The sequence below is a fragment of the Kitasatospora sp. NPDC088160 genome, from assembly GCF_044741445.1.
GTDB lineage: Bacteria > Actinomycetota > Actinomycetes > Streptomycetales > Streptomycetaceae > Kitasatospora.
Genome location: NZ_JBIUSS010000042.1, coordinates 1 through 18,599, shown reverse-complemented (window position 1 = coordinate 18,599; position 18,599 = coordinate 1). Strand labels below are relative to the sequence as shown.

At 72.9% G+C, this 18,599-nt stretch carries 14 protein-coding genes, 1 pseudogene and 1 riboswitch; of the genes and pseudogenes, 8 read left to right on the top strand and 7 right to left on the bottom strand.

From position 1 onward, the window contains the following. The first annotated feature begins 23 nt into the window (after positions 1–23). The 4 genes from ACIOGZ_RS40090 (at position 24) to ACIOGZ_RS40075 (ending at position 3,023) form a co-directional block, all read left to right on the top strand. Positions 24–875, top strand: coding sequence for a helix-turn-helix domain-containing protein (locus ACIOGZ_RS40090; protein ID WP_400803291.1), 852 nt, complete (start codon positions 24–26; stop codon positions 873–875). 13 nt (positions 876–888) lie between these two features. Continuing rightward, positions 889–1,458, top strand: coding sequence for a class IV adenylate cyclase (gene cyaB / locus ACIOGZ_RS40085; protein ID WP_400803289.1), 570 nt, complete (start codon positions 889–891; stop codon positions 1,456–1,458). 158 nt (positions 1,459–1,616) lie between these two features. Next, a complete protein-coding gene (locus tag ACIOGZ_RS40080; protein WP_400989548.1) occupies positions 1,617–2,435 on the top strand; it encodes a hypothetical protein in 819 nt (272 codons plus the stop codon). Between the two features lie 114 nt (positions 2,436–2,549). After that, entirely contained in the window at positions 2,550–3,023 is a 474-nt protein-coding gene (locus ACIOGZ_RS40075; protein ID WP_363587072.1) for a DIP1984 family protein, read from the top strand. A 297-nt stretch (positions 3,024–3,320) separates the two neighbouring features. Here ACIOGZ_RS40075 and meaB read toward each other — a convergent pair whose 3' ends face one another. Genes meaB through ACIOGZ_RS40060 form a run of 3 tightly spaced genes read right to left on the bottom strand, consistent with a single transcriptional unit; the run spans position 3,321 to position 8,404 of the window. Next, positions 3,321–4,322, bottom strand: a complete 1,002-nt coding sequence (gene meaB / locus ACIOGZ_RS40070) for a methylmalonyl Co-A mutase-associated GTPase MeaB (protein ID WP_400989546.1) — start codon at positions 4,320–4,322, stop codon at positions 3,321–3,323. Positions 4,323–4,334: 12 nt separating this feature from the next. Next, positions 4,335–6,539 (bottom strand): methylmalonyl-CoA mutase, encoded by a 2,205-nt coding sequence (gene scpA / locus ACIOGZ_RS40065; protein WP_400803280.1) that lies wholly within the window; start codon positions 6,537–6,539, stop codon positions 4,335–4,337. Continuing rightward, positions 6,536–8,404 (bottom strand): methylmalonyl-CoA mutase family protein, encoded by a 1,869-nt coding sequence (locus ACIOGZ_RS40060; RefSeq protein ID WP_400989544.1) that lies wholly within the window; start codon positions 8,402–8,404, stop codon positions 6,536–6,538. The genes scpA and ACIOGZ_RS40060 overlap by 4 nt, the downstream gene beginning before the upstream one ends. A 302-nt stretch (positions 8,405–8,706) precedes the next feature. On the opposite strand from ACIOGZ_RS40060, the gene ACIOGZ_RS40055 reads away from it, so the two are divergent. The 3 genes from ACIOGZ_RS40055 (at position 8,707) to ACIOGZ_RS40045 (ending at position 12,559) form a co-directional block, all read left to right on the top strand. Then, the gene (locus ACIOGZ_RS40055; RefSeq protein WP_363625125.1) at positions 8,707–9,777 is read left to right on the top strand and encodes an NlpC/P60 family protein; all 1,071 of its coding nucleotides are present in this window, start codon (positions 8,707–8,709) and stop codon (positions 9,775–9,777) included. A gap of 212 nt (positions 9,778–9,989) precedes the next feature. After that, on the top strand, positions 9,990–11,543 hold the full coding sequence (locus ACIOGZ_RS40050) for an amino acid permease (protein ID WP_400989542.1): 1,554 nt from the start codon (positions 9,990–9,992) through the stop codon (positions 11,541–11,543). Beyond that, positions 11,540–12,559, top strand: coding sequence for an acetamidase/formamidase family protein (locus ACIOGZ_RS40045; protein WP_363587078.1), 1,020 nt, complete (start codon positions 11,540–11,542; stop codon positions 12,557–12,559). The genes ACIOGZ_RS40050 and ACIOGZ_RS40045 overlap by 4 nt, the downstream gene beginning before the upstream one ends. A gap of 38 nt (positions 12,560–12,597) precedes the next feature. On the opposite strand, the gene ACIOGZ_RS40040 is transcribed toward ACIOGZ_RS40045, so the two are convergent. The 4 genes from ACIOGZ_RS40040 to ACIOGZ_RS40025 form a co-directional block, all read right to left on the bottom strand. Next, complete coding sequence (locus ACIOGZ_RS40040; RefSeq protein ID WP_400989540.1) at positions 12,598–13,533, bottom strand: M56 family metallopeptidase; 936 nt, start codon at positions 13,531–13,533, stop codon at positions 12,598–12,600. Continuing rightward, complete coding sequence (locus ACIOGZ_RS40035) at positions 13,530–13,898, bottom strand: BlaI/MecI/CopY family transcriptional regulator (protein ID WP_363589677.1); 369 nt, start codon at positions 13,896–13,898, stop codon at positions 13,530–13,532. Before ACIOGZ_RS40035 ends, ACIOGZ_RS40040 begins: the two co-directional genes overlap by 4 nt. Before the next feature lie 145 nt (positions 13,899–14,043). Further along, positions 14,044–16,794 (bottom strand): FtsX-like permease family protein, encoded by a 2,751-nt coding sequence (locus ACIOGZ_RS40030; RefSeq protein ID WP_400989538.1) that lies wholly within the window; start codon positions 16,792–16,794, stop codon positions 14,044–14,046. After that, entirely contained in the window at positions 16,791–17,687 is an 897-nt protein-coding gene (locus ACIOGZ_RS40025; protein WP_400989537.1) for an ABC transporter ATP-binding protein, read from the bottom strand. The genes ACIOGZ_RS40030 and ACIOGZ_RS40025 overlap by 4 nt, the downstream gene beginning before the upstream one ends. A 137-nt stretch (positions 17,688–17,824) precedes the next feature. After that, a riboswitch (M-box (ykoK) riboswitch) is annotated at positions 17,825–18,001 on the top strand. Positions 18,002–18,360: 359 nt separating this feature from the next. Here ACIOGZ_RS40025 and ACIOGZ_RS40020 point away from each other — a divergent pair. Then, positions 18,361–18,599, top strand: a pseudogene (locus tag ACIOGZ_RS40020) (manganese transporter); the annotation flags it as partial.

Sequence of the window (18,599 nt, the reverse complement as noted above, 5' to 3'; positions counted from 1 at the left end):
TTCACCGATGAGGGGCGCGTCTCGTGGGTACCGCACTCGAACCGATCAAGCTGGCCGACCTCGCCTGGCAGAGCGAGGAAGTGTGCCGTGCGCTGAGCCGCCGCGATATGGCAGCCATCTTCCGGTACGTTCAGCGCCATAGTGGGGCCAGTCAGGCCCGGTTGGCCGTGCAAGTGGGTATGACCCAAGGTCGTGTGAACGAGATCATCAATGGCCGTCGGCTCGTTACGAAGCTCGATGTCTTCGAACGCATCGCGGACGGGCTCAATCTCCCCGACGGTGCGAGGCGCCTCCTTGGCCTGGCGCCGAGCCCGAACGGTCGACGCTCGCCAGGATCAGCCTTCGACCTGGTGACTTTCCCCGAGATCGCGCGCGTCTACAGTGACCAGGCCTCTGCGACTGCCGAGATCCAACGGGCCGCCCGGTCGGCCACTGAACTGGACGTCCTCGCTGTGCGCGGTCTCGGGCTCCTGGCTCTGCGGGACTCCCTGCTGCGCCAATACCTGGACTGGAATGGGGATCCCGCCCCGCGACTGCGGGTGTTGCTCCTCGACCCGGACTCGCCGGCAGCTGAGCGGCGCGCCGCCGAGATCGGCGAATCCACCGAATCGCTCGCGGGCGGCATCCGGCTTGCAGAGGCCCGACTGCGAGAGCTGGCCGGGTACGGGCGGGTTGAGGTCTACCGGTACAGCGCGGTGCCGGTGTGGCGGATCATCAGGCTGGATCGGACTCTCTTCGTCGGAGCTTTCGACGCGGACTGGGAAGGACACGAGTCGGCGACCTATAAGGTTCTGGCCACCCCGCACGGCCCCCTGTACCGGGGCTGGCGCAGGCAGTTCGATGTGATGGTGGACGGCGCCGAGCGCGTGATCTGACGGAGGGGCGAGGATGGCGATCGAAGCGGAGCTCAAGGCGGTCGTGCGCGACCCGGAAGGCGTGCGCGAGCAACTGGAGGCCCGGCACGGTGCCGGCCGCGCCGAGGTCTACCGCGACACGTACTACGACGCGCCGGACGGCAGCCTGATGGGCACCGATCGCGAGTTGCGGATCCGTACCGTGCACAGCCCGGACGACACGCGCACGGTGCTCACGTACAAGGGGGCCCGGGTGGACGAGGCGTCCGGGTCGAAGCCGGAGTCCGAGACGAAGGTCGAGGACGCCGATGCCGCGCACGAGATCATGCGGGGCCTGGGCTTCACCCCTCGCATCGCGTTCGAGAAGCGGTGCCGCAACTACGGCTTCCAGCGCGACGGAAGGCGCCTGCTCGCCACGTTCGTTCGCGTTCCCGAGTTGGACGACGCCACGTTCATCGAGGTCGAGACGACGGCCGCCACGGAGGCCGACCTCGCGCCGGCCCTCGCCCTGGTGCGTGCGGTGCTGGACGAACTCGGCATCAAGGACGACGACTTGACCACTGAGCTGTACACCGACGCGGTCGCGGCGGCGCGACCTGCCTGACCGCACGGCTGAGCGGGCCCGCTGGCGGCCCATCCCGGTACTCATCCGCCGGGATGACGGCCTCCAGCCGCGTACCCCATCCGAGCACGATTTCCGCCAGCCAGGCGTCGGCGTCAAATGTGGTGGCGGCCCGTGCCGGGGGTGGTCATTCTGGGCGGATGGGTGATCGTGCGAACTTCGTCGTTGTCCGCGAGAGCGGTGAGTTCGAGCTGTACCTGTCGCGGTTCGGGGCGGTAGGAATCGACCTCGACCTCCTGGCCGGGCCGGCGGAGGTTCTCTCGATGGTCCGGCACCTGAGAGCGGTCGACTGGTGGCTGGACGATGTGCACTGCCAGGGTGCGGCACTGATCGACCTCGGGCGGAAGGTGTTGATGCTGTTCGCCTGGGAAGGGCCGAGCGCCGAGATGCGCCACCGGGCAGCCACGCTGGAACTGTTGCAGGAGGCGTGGGCGGGGTGGGACGTCCGGTGGATGTACGACGGCCCGGCCGAGCTGCGGACGTACCTGGGGCTGGACCCCGAACACGTCCGTGCCCGTGGGTGCGGGATTGCGGTGGGGCCGCTGCTCGAACCGGGCGACGAGGAACTGGCTGACCCCGAGCCGATGGTTGCGGTGGTGACGGTCGGGACGGAGCACTGCTACGTGTTGGCGAACGTCAACGACCATCCGGTCCGGGAGGGGGCTGCGCTGCTCGACCGACTGGCGGGCGGCCCCGAGCACGGGGTCTGCCGGGCGTCGGCCGATGCCGGCATCCACGTCGATCCGCTGCGCCGGTGGGTGGGCTGGTGGGTGCTCGGGGCGGCGGCGGAGGCGTACGAGATGCCGCGGCGATGGCCCGGTTGGACGGTGGAGTTCTGGCAGGACCGCTGGGAGGAGCACGTACTGGCGGCGCCCGGACGCTTCTCGCCGCCGCCGGTCGACCGCGCGAGGGCGCTGGCGGACGTGCGGGCAGCGGCCGAACGCTGTCGAGGGGCGTGAACCCGCCCGGCGCCCGCCGGGTCGGTCCGGCCGGCTCCACCCCTCTTGCCGAGCCGTCAGGCACCGATGTGCATACTTGCCGGACGATCAGCAGGACGTAGAGGTGATGACGCGGTGAAACTGGCTGAAGCGCTCGCGCAGCGCGCGGCTGCGGTGCGGCAGGTGGAGCAGTTGCGGGCGCGCGTCGTCGGCAGTGCGCGCTACCAGGAGGGCGAGGAACCGGCCGAGAGCGCGGCGGAGGTCCTGGCCCAGGCCGGGGAGGCGCTGGACGAGCTGGAGCGGCTGATCCGTCAGATCAACCGGACCAACTCCACCTCGCTCATCGAGGGCGGCGGCACGCTGACCGACGCCCTCGCCCGCCGGGACGTCCTGCGGCTGCGCCACTCGGTGATCACCGCGGCCGCCGACGCCGCCTCCGGGCGCGACCAGCGGGGAGCCGTACGGCAGTTGCGGTCCGAACTCAGGATCCTCTCCGCCCTGCCGGTCGCCGAGCTCCATGCCCAGGCGGACGCCCTGGCGAAGGAGATCCGCGAGGTGGACACCCTGATCCAGCGCACCAACTGGGAGATCGACCTGATCGAGGACTGACCCCACAAGCTGGGTGGGGGAAGCAGGTAGTCGCCACGGAGGCGTGCACACACCGCGGGCCGGCGGTTCATCCGGCCCCTGGCGCGTGAAGAGCAACGCAGGGGTTCGATTCCTCACCGAACAATGCAGCTCAGCATCGCGTACAGGTGACAGAGCACACCGCACAGCTCACCACCACGTGCAGATCCGGGCGACGAGGGCGGGAACGGGGCGCCCCACACCCGGTGCGAGGGCCGTGCACACCGGCACGGCCCTCGTACCTGTTCCTCCCCGGAGCCACCCGAGCAGCGCCTCCCGTCAGGGCGTGCCGAACAAGCCGAAGAAGCTGTCGAGGATCTGCTGCGCGGCGAGCCCGGCCGGCATGGTGCCGGCGCGGACCTGGGTCTCCAACTCGACCGAGAGCCGCCGCACTTCGGGGTGTTCGTGCAGCCGCGCGTAGAGCTGGTCGTGGACCATCGTCCAGGTCCATTCGACCTGCTGGTCCCGCCGCTTCGCGGCCAGCGCACCGGTGGCGTCGAGGACCTTGCGGTGTTGCTGCAGCCGCTCCCACAGCACGTCGAGTCCGGCGCCGTCCCGCCCGCTACAGGTCAGCACCGGGGGCGTCCACGCCGCGTCGGGAGCCTGCAACAGCCTTAGGGCGCCCGCGAGTTCGCGGGCCGCGGCGCGAGCATCCGTCTCGTGCGGCCCGTCCGCCTTGTTGACGGCGATGACGTCGGCCAGCTCCAGGACGCCCTTCTTGATGCCCTGCAACTGGTCGCCGGTGCGGGCCAGGCTGAGCAGCAGGAAGGTGTCGACCATCCCGGCGACGGCGGTCTCGGACTGGCCGACTCCCACCGTCTCGATCAGGACCACGTCGTAGCCGGCGGCCTCCATCACCACCATGGACTCCCGGGTGGCCTTGGCGACGCCGCCCAGCGTCCCGGAGGTGGGCGAGGGGCGGACGAAGGCGTGCGGGTCGACGGCGAGGCGTTCCATCCGGGTCTTGTCGCCGAGGATGGAGCCGCCGGTGCGACTGGAGGTGGGGTCGACGGCGAGCACCGCGACCCGGTGGCCGAGCCCCGTGAGCATGGTGCCGAAGGAGTCGATGAAGGTCGACTTGCCGACACCTGGCACGCCGGTGATGCCCACCCGGACCGCGCCGCCCGCGTGCGGCAGCAGCCGTTGGAGCAACTGCTGCGCGAGCGCGCGGTGGTCGGGCCGGGTGGACTCGACGAGGGTGACGGCGCGCGCGATCCAGGCGCGCGAGCCGTCGAGGACACCCGTCACATAGCTGTCGAGGTCGATCGTCCGCGGAGGCATACGATCAAAATCTCACAGCTCGTGGCCGAGGTCGGCCGCCAGCGAGGTGAGCAGGTCGTAGGCGGCGTCCGGGATGACGGTGCCCGGCGGGAAGACCGCCGCCGCTCCCGCCTCGTACAGCGCGTCGAAGTCCTGCGGGGGGATCACCCCGCCGACCACGATGGTGATGTCCTCCCGGCCGGCCTCGGCGAGCGCGGTGCGCAGCGCGGGGACCAGGGTGAGGTGCCCGGCGGCGAGCGAGGAGACGCCGACGATGTGCACGTCCGCCTCGACGGCCTGGCGGGCGACCTCGTCGGGGGTCTGGAAGAGCGGGCCGACGTCCACGGTGAAGCCGAGGTCGGCGAAGGCGGTGGCGATCACCTTCTGGCCGCGGTCGTGGCCGTCCTGGCCCATCTTGGCGACCAGGATCCGCGGGCGTCGGCCTTCGGCCCGCTCGAACCGCTCGACCAGGTCGCGGGTGCGCTGGAGGGAGGCCGAGGGGCCCGCTTCGTCTCGGTACACACCGGAGATGGTACGGATCTGGCCGCTGTGCCGGCCGTACACCTTCTCCAGGGCGTCCGAGATCTCGCCGACGGTGGCCTTTGCCCGGGCCGCGTCGACGGCCAGGTGCAGCAGGTTGCCGTCGAGCGAGCCGCCGCGCTGCGGGCCGGCCTCGGCGGCCCGGGTGAGCGCGTTCAGCGCGTCCTGGCAGACCGCCTCGTCGCGCTCCTCGCGCAGCCGGCGCAGCTTCTCGATCTGGCGGGCGCGCACCGAGGAGTTGTCGACCTTGAGCACGTCGATCTGCTCGTCGCTGTCCACCCGGTACTTGTTGACGCCGATGACCGGCTGGCGGCCGGAGTCGATCCGGGCCTGGGTGCGGGCGGCGGCCTCCTCGACGCGCATCTTCGGGATGCCCGCGTCGATGGCCTTGGCCATGCCGCCGGCCGCCTCGACCTCCTGGATGTGCTGCCAGGCACGGCGCGCCAGGTCGTGGGTGAGCTTCTCGACGTAGGCGGAGCCGCCCCACGGGTCGATGACCCGGCAGGTGCCGGACTCCTGCTGGAGCAGCAGCTGGGTGTTGCGGGCGATCCGGGCGGAGAAGTCGGTGGGCAGGGCCAGCGCCTCGTCGAGCGCGTTGGTGTGCAGCGACTGGGTGTGGCCCTGGGTGGCGGCCATCGCCTCCACGCAGGTGCGGGTCACGTTGTTGAACACGTCCTGGGCGGTGAGCGACCAGCCGGAGGTCTGCGAATGGGTGCGCAGCGACAGCGACTTGGCGTTCTTCGGGTCGAACTGCTTGACCAGCTTCGCCCACAGCAGCCGGGCCGCGCGCAGCTTGGCGACCTCCATGAAGAAGTTCATGCCGATCGCCCAGAAGAACGACAGCCGCGGCGCGAACGCGTCCACGTCCAGTCCCACGTCCAGGCCCGCGCGCAGGTACTCCACCCCGTCGGCCAGGGTGTAGGCCAGCTCCAGGTCGGCGGTGGCCCCGGCCTCCTGGATGTGGTACCCGGAGATGGAGATGGAGTTGTACCGGGGCATCTTCTGCGAGGTGTACGCGAAGATGTCCGAGATGATCCGCATCGACGGCTGCGGCGGGTAGATGTAGGTGTTGCGGACCATGAACTCCTTGAGGATGTCGTTCTGGATGGTCCCCGCCAGCTTCTCGGGTGCCACCCCCTGCTCCTCGGCGGCCACGATGTACAGGGCCAGGACGGGCAGGACGGCGCCGTTCATGGTCATCGACACCGACATCTTGTCCAGCGGGATGCCGTCGAAGAGTTGGCGCATGTCGTAGATCGAGTCGATCGCCACGCCCGCCATGCCGACGTCGCCGGTGACGCGCGGGTGGTCGCTGTCGTAGCCGCGGTGGGTCGGCAGGTCGAAGGCGACCGAGAGGCCCTTCTGGCCGGCCGCCAGGTTGCGGCGGTAGAAGGCGTTGGACTCCTCGGCGGTGGAGAAGCCCGCGTACTGGCGGACGGTCCACGGCTGGTTGACGTACATGGTCGGGTACGGCCCGCGCAGGTACGGGGCGATGCCCGGGTAGGTCTCCAGGAAGTCCAGGCCGGCCAGGTCCGCCGTGGTGTACAGCGGCTTGACGCCGATGCCCTCGGGGGTGTCCCAGACCAGCTCGTCGACGTCCTTGCCGGTGGACTGCCGCCAGGCGGCCCGCCACTGGCCGTCGGTGACGTCCCCGGAGGGATCCCCGTTCAGCCCGATTCCGGTGAAGTCGGGGATCATCGTGCCACTCCGATCTGGTCGAGCAGGGAGGTGAGGACGGCGATGGCGTCCCCGCCCGCGTGGATGAACTCGTCTACTCCTGCCGGGGTTTCGCCGAGCCGACCGGCCAGCAGCACCCGTTGGGCTCCGGCCGCCCTCAGCGCGCCGGCGACGGCCTCGGCGTGCTCGCCGTACTGCGCGTCGCCGGAGCACAGGCAGGCGGCGGTGGCGCCGGAGGCGGTGAAGGCCTCGGCGAAGGCGGCCGGGTCGACGGACTCCAGCGAGGTCGTCGCGATGCCGCCGGCCTGGAACAGGTTGGCGGCGAAGGTGGTGCGCGCGGTGTGCGCGGAGGCGGTGCCGATCGAGGCCAGGAACAGCTTCGGCCGCTCGCCGGTGGCCGCGAGCTGCGCGTCCGAGCGGTCGCGCAGCGCCTCGTACGCCTCGGCGCGGCGCACCTGCGGCAGCCCGCCGCCCGGTGCGGCCGGGGCCGGCTCGCGGACCAGCGGCTGTTCGTCCAGGTGTGGGAACTCGCTGACGCCGGTGACGGGTTCACGCCGCTTGGCGAGCTTGACGGAACGCTCCGCCCAGGTCGCGGCGATCCGCTCGCGGACCGTCCCGTCGGTGAGCGCCGCCTGCTGGCCGCCGGCCCGCTCGATCTCCTGGAACCAGGCCCAGGCGGCCGCCGCCAGCTCCTCGCTCAGCTGCTCGACGTACCAGGAGCCGCCGGCCGGGTCGATCACCCGGGCGAGGTGGGACTCCTCCAGCAGGATCGACTGGGTGTTGCGGGCGATCCGGCGGGCGAAGGAGTCCGGCAGGCCGAGGGCGCTGTCGAAGGGCAGCACGGTGACGGCGTCGGCGCCGCCCACGCCGGCGGCGAGGCAGGCGACGGTGGTGCGCAGCATGTTCACCCACGGGTCGCGGGCGGTCATCATCACCCGGGAGGTGACGGCGTGCTGGCGCTGCGCCGAGGCCGCCGCGGAAGCCCCCGACACCTCGGCGACGCGGGACCAGAGGCGGCGCGCGGCACGGAACTTGGCGATGGTGAGGAACTGGTCGGCGTCGGCCGCGTAGCGGAATTCCAGCTGGCCGAGCGCGGCGTCCACCGACAGCCCGGCGGCGGTGAGCGCCCGCAGGTAGGCGACGCCGGTGGCGAGCGAGCAGCCCAGCTCCTGGGCGGGCGAGGCGCCGGCCTCGTGGTAGGGCAGGGCGTCCACGGTCAGCGCCCGGACGCCGGGGTACTCGGCGGAGCAGCGGGCGGCCAGCGCGGTGGCCTCGGCGAGCAGCGCGGTGGTGCGTCCGGTCTCGCCGGTGCGGGCCTGGAGGCCCAGCGGGTCGGCGCCGAGGTTGCCGGCGGCGGCACCGGGGGAGACCTCGCGCTCCTCGTACAGGGCGAACAACTGCTCGGCGGCGGCGGTGAATTCGGGCCCGGCGTCGAGTGCCACGGCGGCCAGGTCGAGGTACACGCCGGCCAGCGTCTCGGGCAGGGCCGTGACGGGCAGGCCCGTGCCGCCGAGCTCCAGCCAGAGCGAGCCGACGCCGTTCTCCAGATCGGCCAGGACCGCCTCGTTGGTGCGCCGGCGGTCCGGGTCGGTGTGCCGCTGGCGGACGTCCCAGCCGGCGACGGCGGCGCCCTGCGGCCGGCCGCCGCGGACGAACGGGGGGAAGCCGGGGTAGCCGGCTTCGGCCGGGGCGTCCTCGGCGGTGTACAGCGGGCGGGCGCGCAGCCCGTCCGGGAGTTCGGTGGTGAGCGCCCGCTCGGCGGCGGCGCCGTCCGCGGGGTGCGCGCCGGACTTGCGCAGCACGCCCTCGACGAGCTGCTGCCACTGCTCGCGGTGTGCGGCCGGGAATTCGGCGGCGAGGGGGAGCCCTTCGGGCAGGACGTTCATGACCGCAGGTTAGCGCTCGTTCGCAGGCCCGCAGGAGGGGCGGTCCGTGTGACCTTTCCCTCGATTTGGCACGTTCTCAGCACTCCGGGCGGCGAGGAGTGCCGCGGACGGCGGCACCCGAGGTCAACGCCGGTGCCGGGGGCCACGATCGATCGCCAGGGACGGCCCGGAACAGGGGGATTGCGGAACCCCTCCACTCATCTATTAAGTTACTTCGAAGAAGGTGGGCGGGGACCGAACCCCCGTAGGTCCTCGCCCGCCTTCGCCGTCCCCTGCCGTCCCCCGAAGGAGAGCCCCCCGCCATGGGAAAGCGTCGCAAGCCCAGCCCCCCGAGCCGGGCCCGCATGGCGGTCCTCACCACGGCCATGGCCGGCGGCGCCGTCCTCGCCTCCGGCACCGCCCACGCCGAGCCCGCCCCCAACCTGGCCTCCGTCAAGGAACAGGTGGACAAGCTCAACGAGGAGGCGGAGCAGGCCGTCGAGCAGTTCAACGGCTTCCAGGAGAAGCAGCAGAAGCTCCAGGGCGACGCCAGCAAGATCCAGGAGAAGGTCGCCCGCGGGCAGGAGGCGATGAACGAGCTGCGCTCCCAGCTCGGCGCGGTGGCCGCCGACCAGTACCGCACCAACGGCATCGACCCGTCCTTCCAGCTGATGCTCGACTCCGACCCGGCCGCCTACCTGGAGCGCGCCTCGGTGCAGAACCACCTCGCCGACTCCCAGATATCCCTGCTCAAGCAGGCCCAGAACGAGCAGCGCAAGCTCGACCAGGACCGCGCCGAGGCCACGGCCACCCTGGCCCAGCTCGACTCCGTCGGCACCGAGCTGGGGGAGAAGAAGAAGCAGATCCAGGCCAAGCTCGCCCAGGCACAGGGCATGCTCAACAAGCTGAGCGCCGAGGACCGCGCCAAGATCAACGCCCAGCAGAACGCAGAGAAGGCCAAGGCCGAGGCCCAGGCGGCGGCCGCCGCCGACCGGGCCTCCCGCTCCTCGGAGCGCCAGAACATGAACACCCCGGCGCCGCCCGCCAGCGGTCGAGCCGCCGCCATCCTCCAGTTCGCCTACGCCCAGCTCGGCAAGCCCTACGGCTGGGGCGCGACCGGCCCCAGCAGCTTCGACTGCTCCGGCCTCACCGGCGGCGCCTACCGCTCGGCCAACGTCAAGCTGCCCCGGATGTCCCAGGACCAGTGGAATAGCGGCGCCCGCGTCCAGCGCGCCGACCTCCAGCCCGGCGACCTGGTCTTCTTCTACCCCGACATCCACCACGTGGGCATCTACATCGGCGACGGCAAGATGATCCACGCCCCGCGCACCGGCAAGAACGTCGAGGTCCTCCCGATCAGCGCCATGCCGTACGTGGGCGCCGTCCGGCCGTAGGCTTCGGCAGTTCGGCAGTTCGGCAGTTCGGCAGTTCGGCAGTTCGGCAGTTCGGCAGCCCGCTCCCGCCTCGGCGGGGGCGGGCCTTCGCGTTCTCCGGGTCCGCCCGGTCGGTCCTCCTCGTGCGGCGGAACGTGGAAACAGGAGCATCTGGAAGTACTTGCCCCTACAGTCTCCCCACACCCCCAGGGTCGTCACGGAGAGGGAGCACCATGGCTGACACGCCCGCGCCCCGGAGCATCGAGAGCTACGGCTACCAACAGGAACTCCGCCGGTCCCTGACCTTCACCGACCTGCTCGTCTACGGGCTGGTCTTCATGGTGCCGATCGCACCGTTCGGCATCTTCGGCGGCGTCTTCCAGGGCTCCGGCGGCATGGTCGCGCTGGCCTACGTCCTGGGCATGGTCGCGATGATGTTCACCGCCCTGTCCTACGCCCAGATGTCGCGGGCCTTCCCGATGGCCGGCTCGGTGTACACCTACGCCGGGCGGGGCATCGCGGCGCCGGTCGGCTTCCTGTCCGGCTGGATGATCCTGCTCGACTACGTGCTGGTGCCGGGGCTGCTGTACCTGGTCGCCGGTGTCGCCATGAACTCGCTGGTCCCGTCCGTCCCGGTGTGGCTCTGGCTGGTCGGCTTCGTGCTGCTCAACACCGTGGTCAACTACCTGGGCATCGAGACCACCTCCAGGGTCAACAAGGCGATGCTGATCGGCGAACTCGTCGTGCTGGCGCTGTTCGTGGTGGTCGGCGTGATCGCGCTCGCCTCCGGCAAGGGCCGGGGCTTCGACTTCACCCCGCTCTACAACGCGCACACCTTCTCGTGGAGCCTGGTCTTCGGCGCGGTCTCGATCGCGGTGCTCAGCTTCCTCGGCTTCGACGGGATCTCCACCCTCTCGGAGGAGAACCGGGACTCCACCAAGGCCGTCGGCCGGTCGATGGTCGCCGCGCTGCTGCTCGCGGGCACGCTGTTCATCGTGCAGACGTGGGTGGCCTCGCTGCTGGTGCCGGACCCGGACGCCCTGATCCGGGACGGCGATCCGAACGGCACCGCCTTCTACGACGCGGCCCGCACCGCCGCCGGCAGCTGGCTCGCCACGCTGACCGCCGCCTCCACCGCCGTCGCCTGGGGCTTCGCCAACTCCCTGGTCGCCCAGGCCGCCACCTCGCGGCTGCTGTACGCGATGGCCCGGGACCGCCAGCTGCCCGCCTTCCTGGCCCGGATCCACCCCGAGCGCCGGGTGCCGGTCAACGCCACCCTGCTGACCGCCGCGATCTCGCTGCTGCTCGGCCTCTACATGGCCTCGCGTGACGACGGCATCACCCTGCTGAGCACCCTGGTCAACTTCGGCGCGCTGACCACCTTCCTGGTCCTGCACGTCGCCGTCGTCGTCCACTACCTGATCCGCCGACGCAGCAAGGACTACTGGCGCCACCTGATCGCGCCGGTCCTCGGCTTCGCGATCCTCGCCTACGTGGTCGTGAACGCCAACATAGCGGCCCAGCGGCTCGGTTTCGTCTGGCTGGCCGTCGGCGCGGTCGTGCTGGCCGGGCTGGTGGCCACCGGCCGCAAGCCCCGACTGGCCGTCATCGAGGCCGAATCGGCCGTCGAGCCCGAATCGGCCGTCGAGCCCGAATCGGCCGTCGAGCCCGGATCGGCCGTCGAGCCCGGATCCTGCACCGAGCCCGGATCCGGCACCGAGCCCGATCCCGCCACCGGGCCCGAATCCGCCGTCGATGCGCCCACCACCCGCGAGGAGAACCCGTGAGCCTGCCCGAGACCGTCCAGCTGGCCCCCGCCCCGGCCGACTACGCCTACACCTTCGGCGGGCGCGCACCGCTCGTCACCGTGCGGCCCGGCACCATCGTCGAACTGACCACCGAGGACTGCTTCGGCGGCAAGGTGCGCGGCACCGGCGACCTGCCCAGCCAGGTCTGCGTCTTCCCCTACCTCAACCCGGTCACCGGGCCGATCGCGGTGGCGGGCGCGGAGCCCGGCGACGTCCTCGCGGTGCACTTCGTGGAGATCACCCCGGCCCGGGAGTACGGCGTCTCCAGCACCTTCCCGCACTTCGGCGCGCTGACCGCGACCCACAGCACGGCGATGCTGCACCCGCCGCTGGAGGAGCGGGTCTGGGTCTACGACCTGGACCTCAAGGCGGGCGTCTGCCGATTCCGGGCCCGGAACAGTGATTTCACGGTGGACCTCCCGCTCGACCCGATGCACGGCACCGTCGGGGTCGCCCCGGCGGCCGGCGAGGTGCTGGCCTCGATCACGCCGGGCGCGCACGGCGGCAACCTGGACACCCCCGAGATGCGGGCCGGCACCACCGCCTACTTCGGGGTCAACGTCCCGGGCGGGCTGCTCGCCATCGGCGACGGCCACGCCCGTCAGGGGGAGGGGGAGGTGTGCGGGACGGCGGTGGAGGCGGCCATGCGCACCACCGTGATCGTCGACCTGGTCAAGGGCGGCGGACCGGCCTGGCCGCGGCTGGAGGACGACCGCTTCCTGATCAGCACCGGCTCCGCCCGCCCCCTGGAGGACGCGTTCCGGATCAGCCAGCACGACCTGGTCGGCTGGACCGGGCACCTGCTCGGCCTGGACCAGCTCGACGCCTACCAACTGGTCAGCCAGGCCGGGCTGGCGCCGGCCGCCAACGTCTGCGACACCAACTACACGATGGTCGCCAAGCTGCCGAAGAGCCTGCTCGGGCGGGTCCGCGCCTACGACGGCCTGCACGACCGCCTGCGCGAAACCGCCGAGGCGTACCTGCGGCACCGCTAGGGTCCGCCCGGCATCGTGACCGGGGGACGGCGGACGCCCTACGGGTGCGGCGCGCAGGCCAGCAGGTACGGCAGCAGCGGGAGCGCCGACACCACTATCCAGAAGGCCAGTTGGCGCCTTCGTCGGCCGTGCCCCGGTCGGGCCAGCCGGCGGACCCGGGCCAGCACCCCGGTGGCGGACGCCGCCAGCGACCCGCCGGGCGCGATGCCGTACGCCGTGCCCGGCACGACGCCGTGCGCGGCGCCCGTCGGGGCTCCGGACGTCGCCAGGGCGCAGAGCGCGGAGGCCAGTTCGCTGCGCGACACCCGCGCCAGCGCGGCGTCGTCGGCCGCCATCTCCAGCAGCAGCCCCACCTCCGCCCGCCCGCGCCGGGCCAGCGGCAGCGGGCCGAACAGCAGGGCGAAGGTGTCCGCCGGCAGCCGGAACAGGTGGTGGCGGCCGCGGATGTGTCCGTGCTCGTGCGCCACCGCCGCGGCCAACTGCCGGTCGTCCAGCAGCCGCAGCGCCCCGCGCGACAGGACCACCCGGGAGCTGCGGCCGGGCAGGCAGTAGACGGTCGGGTGGGCGTGCTCCAGGATCAGGGCGCCCCAGCGCCCGTCCCGGACGGCGACCACGTCCAGCATCGCCCGGTGCCGTCGGCGCGCCCGTCCGGCTCGGACGCCGACGGCCGCCACCACCGTGGCGATCGCGGCCCCGGCGGCGGCCAGCAGCCACCAGTCGTGGGTGTGCGGGGCGATGGGCCCGGGGGGCTCCGGGTGCGGGAACAGCCCGACCAGCCCGGCCGGCTCGTGGGCGAACGGCTCCACCGCGTGGTGCGCCGCCAGCAGCAACGCGACCAGGAAGGAGGCCATCAGGGCCAGCCAGAGCGCGGCGCCCGCCGCCGGGCGCGCCTGCAACCGGGCCGAGCCGGCCAGCCGGCGCGGCAGCAGGACCCCGGTCACGGCCAGGTGGAGGCCGAGCAGCGCGAGGGTCACTCGGCGTCCCGGGCCTTCACCTGCTCCAGCGCCGCCAGCAGCGCGGATGCCTCGTCGCTGCTCATCCCGTCGACGAAGTGCAGCAGCGCACCCGCCCGGTCCGGCGTGGTCTCCAGCGCCTGGCGCATCAGCCGCGCGGTGTACGCCTCCCGGGTGCAGGTCGGCTCGTACGCCCAGGCCCGGCCCACCTTGTCCCGGCGCAGCCAGCCCTTGGTGTGCAGGATGTCGGCCACCGTGGTGACGGTGGTGTACGCGACCGGCCGCTGCCGCTGGAGGTCGTCCACCACCTCGCGTACGGTGGCGGGCCGCCCCCAGGACCACAGCCGGTCCATGATCTCGGCCTCCAGATCGCCGAACCCGCGCAGCACCGCCGTTCTCTCCCTCGCCGACCGCCGGCGCCCTTCGCCCGCTAGAACCCGCCCATGGTACGGCGCTCTCGCGCGCGGGTCGCCCGCGCACGCCGAAGCCCGCCCTCCGGAATGGGGGGCGGGCACCGGCGTGCGCCAGGGGTCAGGACAGCCGCCGCCCCATCGGGATGCGGGAGCGGGTCAGCAGGGCGGCGAGCAGCCCCGCCAGCACCGGGAGCACCAGGACGACCAGCAGCAGCTGGCCCCAGGGGGCGGTGATCAGGGCCGGGTGGCCGCCGAACCCGCTCGCCCGGGACTTCAGCAGGCCCACCGCGGGGACGAAGCCGTTGACCGCCCCGAGCAGCGCCCCGAGCAGGGCGATCATCGCGCACTGCAGTCCCGCCATGGTGCGGCGGATCCGCGGTGGTGCGCCGACGGCGGCCAGGGTGGCCTGGTCCTGGCGGGAGTCGGCGGCGGCCAGGCCGGTGGCGATGCCGGCGGCGCCGAGGACGACCAGTCCGGCGAAGCCGCTGAGGGCCAGGGTGAGGGCGTCGCCGCGGGGCTGGAAGCCGCGCTCGACCTCCAGCTGGGCGGCCCGGTCGAGCCGGACGACGGCGGCCTCGGTGCGCTGCTGGGCCTTGCGGTCGGGCGGGGTGGCGGGCACCCAGATCGAGCCGGTGGGCTTCGCGGTGAGCCCGGGCAGGAGCTTGGGCAGCGCCGAGGGCAGGATCAGGCCCTGGGCGAAGCGGGCGGCGGTCGGGTTCTCGACCAGGACGGCGTCGGCCGGGATTTCCTGAAGGTCGGGCTTGGGGACCTCGCCGGGCTGGAGCGGCGCGCCGGAGCTGCCGCGCAGCTGGAGCACCGCCCGGCCGTCGCCGGCGAGGAAGGCGCGGTCGAAGACCAGGATCTTCCCGGCGGCCAGGGCCTGTTCGGCGGCCGGGTCGTGGATGCCGAACTGGGTGCGGAGCATGGCGGCGTCCCCGGAGGCCAGGTGCGGCGGGCCGGACGCGGTGCGCCAGTTCACGGTGCCCTTGAGCTGGACGGTGCTGGAGCAGTTGGCACAGAACTGGTACACCGCTTCGCCGAGGTCGGCGCGCGGCCCCAGGTCGGTCAGCTGCTTGCCCACCTCGGCGCGCAGGCCGTCGAGTTGCGGTCCGTCGACGGTGGAGAGGAGCTGCACGGCGCCGTACGGGGCCTGCGGCCGGTAGTCGCGGCGGTTCTCGGCGTCGGTGCTGGTGCTGTAGACGCCGATGGCGACGGCCCCGGCCACGGCGGCCATCACGGCGGCGACGGCCGGCGCGGTACGCGAGCGGTGCCGGGCGGAGTCGCGCAGGGCGAGTCGGGGGCCGAGCGGCAGCCGCCTGGCGAGCCGGCCGAGCAGGGCGACGAGTGCGGGGGTGCAGGCGAGCAGGCCGAGTTCGGCGATGACGGAGCCGCCGAGCACGGTCAGCGTGCGGGTGTCGTAGGTGCTGACGACGGGCACGCCGCCGTGTTGCAGCGCGCTCGCGCCGTACAGGGCCAGGGCGGCGCCGGCGGCGAGCAGCAGCACACCGAGCACGGTGACCCAGCGGTTCGGGGCCTGGACGGTGTCCCGGTCGGTGAGTCCGGCGGTGACGCTGCGGCGGGCGGCTTGCCGGGCGGGCAGCGCGGCCGCGAGGAGCGCCGTGAGCAGGCCGATCCCGCCGATCGCGAGCAGGTCCAGTGGCGGCAGGGCGAAGTGTCCGAAGCGGGCGCCGCCGGCCCGTTCGATCCACGGGCGCAGCCCGGCGACGAGGCCGCCGCCGAGGACCACGCCGACCACGGCCCCGGCCGCGCCGAGGACGAGGGCGCCGCCGAGCACCACCGCGCCGACGTGCGTCCGCCGGCCGCCGGCGGCGCCGAGCAGCGCGAGCTGGCGGCGGGAGCGGCGGGCGCCGACCGCGAAGGCGGGGCCGGCGAGCAGGGCGACCTCCAGCAGGCCCATGCCGGTGACGGTGGCCACCACGACCTTGGTGTTGTCGTCGGCGGAGGGGCCGAAGGAGCGGTAGGCGTCCCGGTAGTAGGGGACGGCGGCGCGCGGCGGCGGGGCGAGCGCGACCGAGCGGGCGGTGAGGGTGTAGCCGTGGGCGTTGAACTCCTGGACCTTGGCCCAGTCGAGGGTGGCCCCGGCGGGGAGCCGGACCAGCCAGGCGCCGCGTTCGGGCTCCGGCGGTGCCGCGGCCGGGCTGCCGGGAGGCGTGGCGGCGGCGAGCTGGCTCAGCAACGCGCCCGACTGGGCGACGAGTTCGACCCGGCGGAGGTCGTCCGGGTGCTCGACGACGCCGGTGATGGTGAAGGTGGTCCGCTCCAGGCCCGGAAAGGTGGTGGTGCCGCCGACGGCCAGCCCGGCGTTGTCGAGGAAGGCCCGGGTGGCGGCCAGTTCGCGCGGGCCGCCCGGGGCGTGGCCGTCGACCAGGTTGAGCCGGCCGTGCCAGAGCGGGTCGGTGAGGTCGGCCTCGGTGGTGAGGGTGCGGACCAGGCCTTCGGGGGAGGTCGCGCCGGTCTCCGGGCCCTGCCGGGCGGAGGTGAGCACGCTGCCCGGCGGCAGCAGCCCGGTGACCAGGGTGACCGGGTCGGTGCCGGCGGCCTTCTGCTGCTCGGCCGTGGGCGGTTGTCCGGGGCGGGGCTGGGCCGCGAAGGCGCCGTCCTCGGCGACCGGGGCCTGCTCGACGGCCCGGCCGGGGGCGAGCGAGGTGACGAGGGCGTCCGCCCCGCCCAGCACCCGTTCGACCCGTTCGGCCGGGGTGAGCTGCCCGCTGCGGTGGACGACGTCGGCGCCGGTGACGCCGAGGACGGGCAGCGCGATCATGGCGACGATCAGGGCGCTGCGGCCCTTGGCGCGCAGCGCGTCGCGGCGGGCGATGCGCAGGGCGACCTTCCAGGCGCCGAGTCTCATCGGGCCACCTCGCCGTAGCCGTCGGCCGCGTGGCCGAAGTCGCCGACCGCGTGCCCGGTGCCGGTGGCCGAGTGCCCGGCCCCGTCGGCCGCGTGGCCGTAGCCGTCGGCCGGGGCGCTGAGCGGCTCGGCGGTCAGCCGGCGCTTGCCGGTGCGCCGCCCGTGGCTCTCGGAGGCGACCGCGCCGTCCTTCAGATGGACCACCCGGTCCGCCCAACTGGCGTGCGCGGCCTCGTGGGTGACCATCATCGCGGCGGCCCCGGCGTCGCAGCGGGCGCGCAGCACGGCGAGCACGGCCTCGCCGGTGGCGGAGTCGAGGGCGCCGGTCGGTTCGTCGGCGAGGACGAGGCGGCGCTCGCCGATCAGCGCGCGGGCGATGGCGACGCGCTGCTGCTGGCCGCCGGACATGTCGTCGGGGAAGCGGTCGGCGAGTTCCCCGATGCCGAGCTCCTCCAGGGCGGCGAGCGCCTCGCGGCGGGCGGTGCGTCCGGAGACTCCGTCGAGTTCGCGGGGCAGCGAGATGTTCTCGGCGGCGGTGAGGGCGGGGATCAGGTTGTAGTCCTGGAAGACGTACCCGATGGAGCGCCGCCGAAGGTCGGCGAGCCGGCCGCGGCTGAGGCCGCCGAGGGCCACGCCCTCGACCAGGATCTCGCCCTCGCTGGGCGCGTCGAGTCCGCCGGCCAGGGTCAGCAGGGTGGACTTCCCGGAGCCGGACGGGCCCATGACGGCGACGAACTCGCCGGGGTGGACGGCCAGTTCGACGCCGCGCAGGGCGTGTACCTCGGCGGCGCCCCGGCCGTGCACCCGGGTGACGTTGGCCAGGTGCAGGACGGGTGCGGATCGGGTCGGATCGCTGTGGGACACACTTCCCCCTCGTGAGCTGTTGAGCTGCATATGTCGGTGAACTATATATGCCGGACGGGGGTGCACGTCGAGGGGTGGGTTTGGTCAAGCTTCTACAAAGCTGTCGAAGTTCGGTCGAAACGCCGCTATCCGGGTGAAGGGGAGGGTTTATGCTTGACGAGATTTGAAAGGCACCTCGTTCGGTGAGGCGTCTTCACGGACACAGGCCACTGACCCGACGACGTCGAGAGACGCCCAGGTTCAGGACAGGTCTTCCCGAGTTAAGGGTTGACCCCAAGTGGCTTCCGGCCGATCGGGCTGGACACGCCGTGGAGTGCCAAAGCTCTGACGAGTTGGGGTGTGCCGGTCCCGTGGGGCCGGTCCGCTCCTTGCCGTGTCGCGATGCGGTGCACAGACGTGCGCCCCCGACCGGGAGGAGGCGAGAGACATGGACTGCGATAGTCCGGGCCATAGTCGCCCCTGCCCCCGCATGCTCTCGATCACCTCTGGCACGCGGTAACAACCTTCCCTGCGCGCGTTCACCTGACGCTGCGTCATGCGCTCAACCGCGCCCCGACGCACGACGTCTGACGCTCTGTCATGCCCTCACGGCCGCCGCCGCTCAGCGCCGCCGTGCGGTCCGACGCCGTGCGCTCTCGCAGGGAGGATCGCTGCTGCGTGCCCCCTGTCGCCCCCTCAAGGAAGGGGGCAGGGAGGCCCTGCCATGACCAACGTGATGCTGGACCCGAAGGTCCCCGCCACCACCCGCACCGCCGTGCTCGACGACGCCCACGTCGGCGACATCAGGGGTGCGCTCGGCACCATCCGGCTCGACGACACCACGCCGCGCCACGGCCTGTCCGCGCGGCTCAAGACCCTGCTCGCCATCGTGGGCCCCGGCCTGATCGTGATGGTCGGCGACAACGACGCGGGCGCCTTCTCGACGTACGGGCAGGCGGGGCA

Bases quoted from the DNA above. Each gene is read 5' to 3' on its own strand.
- cyaB (WP_400803289.1), top strand. From the start codon at position 889: ATGGCGATCGAAGCGGAGCTCAAGGCGGTCGTGCGCGACCCGGAAGGC.
- ACIOGZ_RS40080 (WP_400989548.1), top strand. From the start codon at position 1,617: ATGGGTGATCGTGCGAACTTCGTCGTTGTCCGCGAGAGCGGTGAGTTC.
- meaB (WP_400989546.1), bottom strand. From the start codon at position 4,322: ATGCCTCCGCGGACGATCGACCTCGACAGCTATGTGACGGGTGTCCTC.
- scpA (WP_400803280.1), bottom strand. From the start codon at position 6,539: ATGATCCCCGACTTCACCGGAATCGGGCTGAACGGGGATCCCTCCGGG.
- ACIOGZ_RS40060 (WP_400989544.1), bottom strand. From the start codon at position 8,404: ATGAACGTCCTGCCCGAAGGGCTCCCCCTCGCCGCCGAATTCCCGGCC.
- ACIOGZ_RS40055 (WP_363625125.1), top strand. From the start codon at position 8,707: ATGGGAAAGCGTCGCAAGCCCAGCCCCCCGAGCCGGGCCCGCATGGCG.
- ACIOGZ_RS40050 (WP_400989542.1), top strand. From the start codon at position 9,990: ATGGCTGACACGCCCGCGCCCCGGAGCATCGAGAGCTACGGCTACCAA.
- ACIOGZ_RS40030 (WP_400989538.1), bottom strand. From the start codon at position 16,794: ATGAGACTCGGCGCCTGGAAGGTCGCCCTGCGCATCGCCCGCCGCGAC.
- ACIOGZ_RS40025 (WP_400989537.1), bottom strand. From the start codon at position 17,687: ATGCAGCTCAACAGCTCACGAGGGGGAAGTGTGTCCCACAGCGATCCG.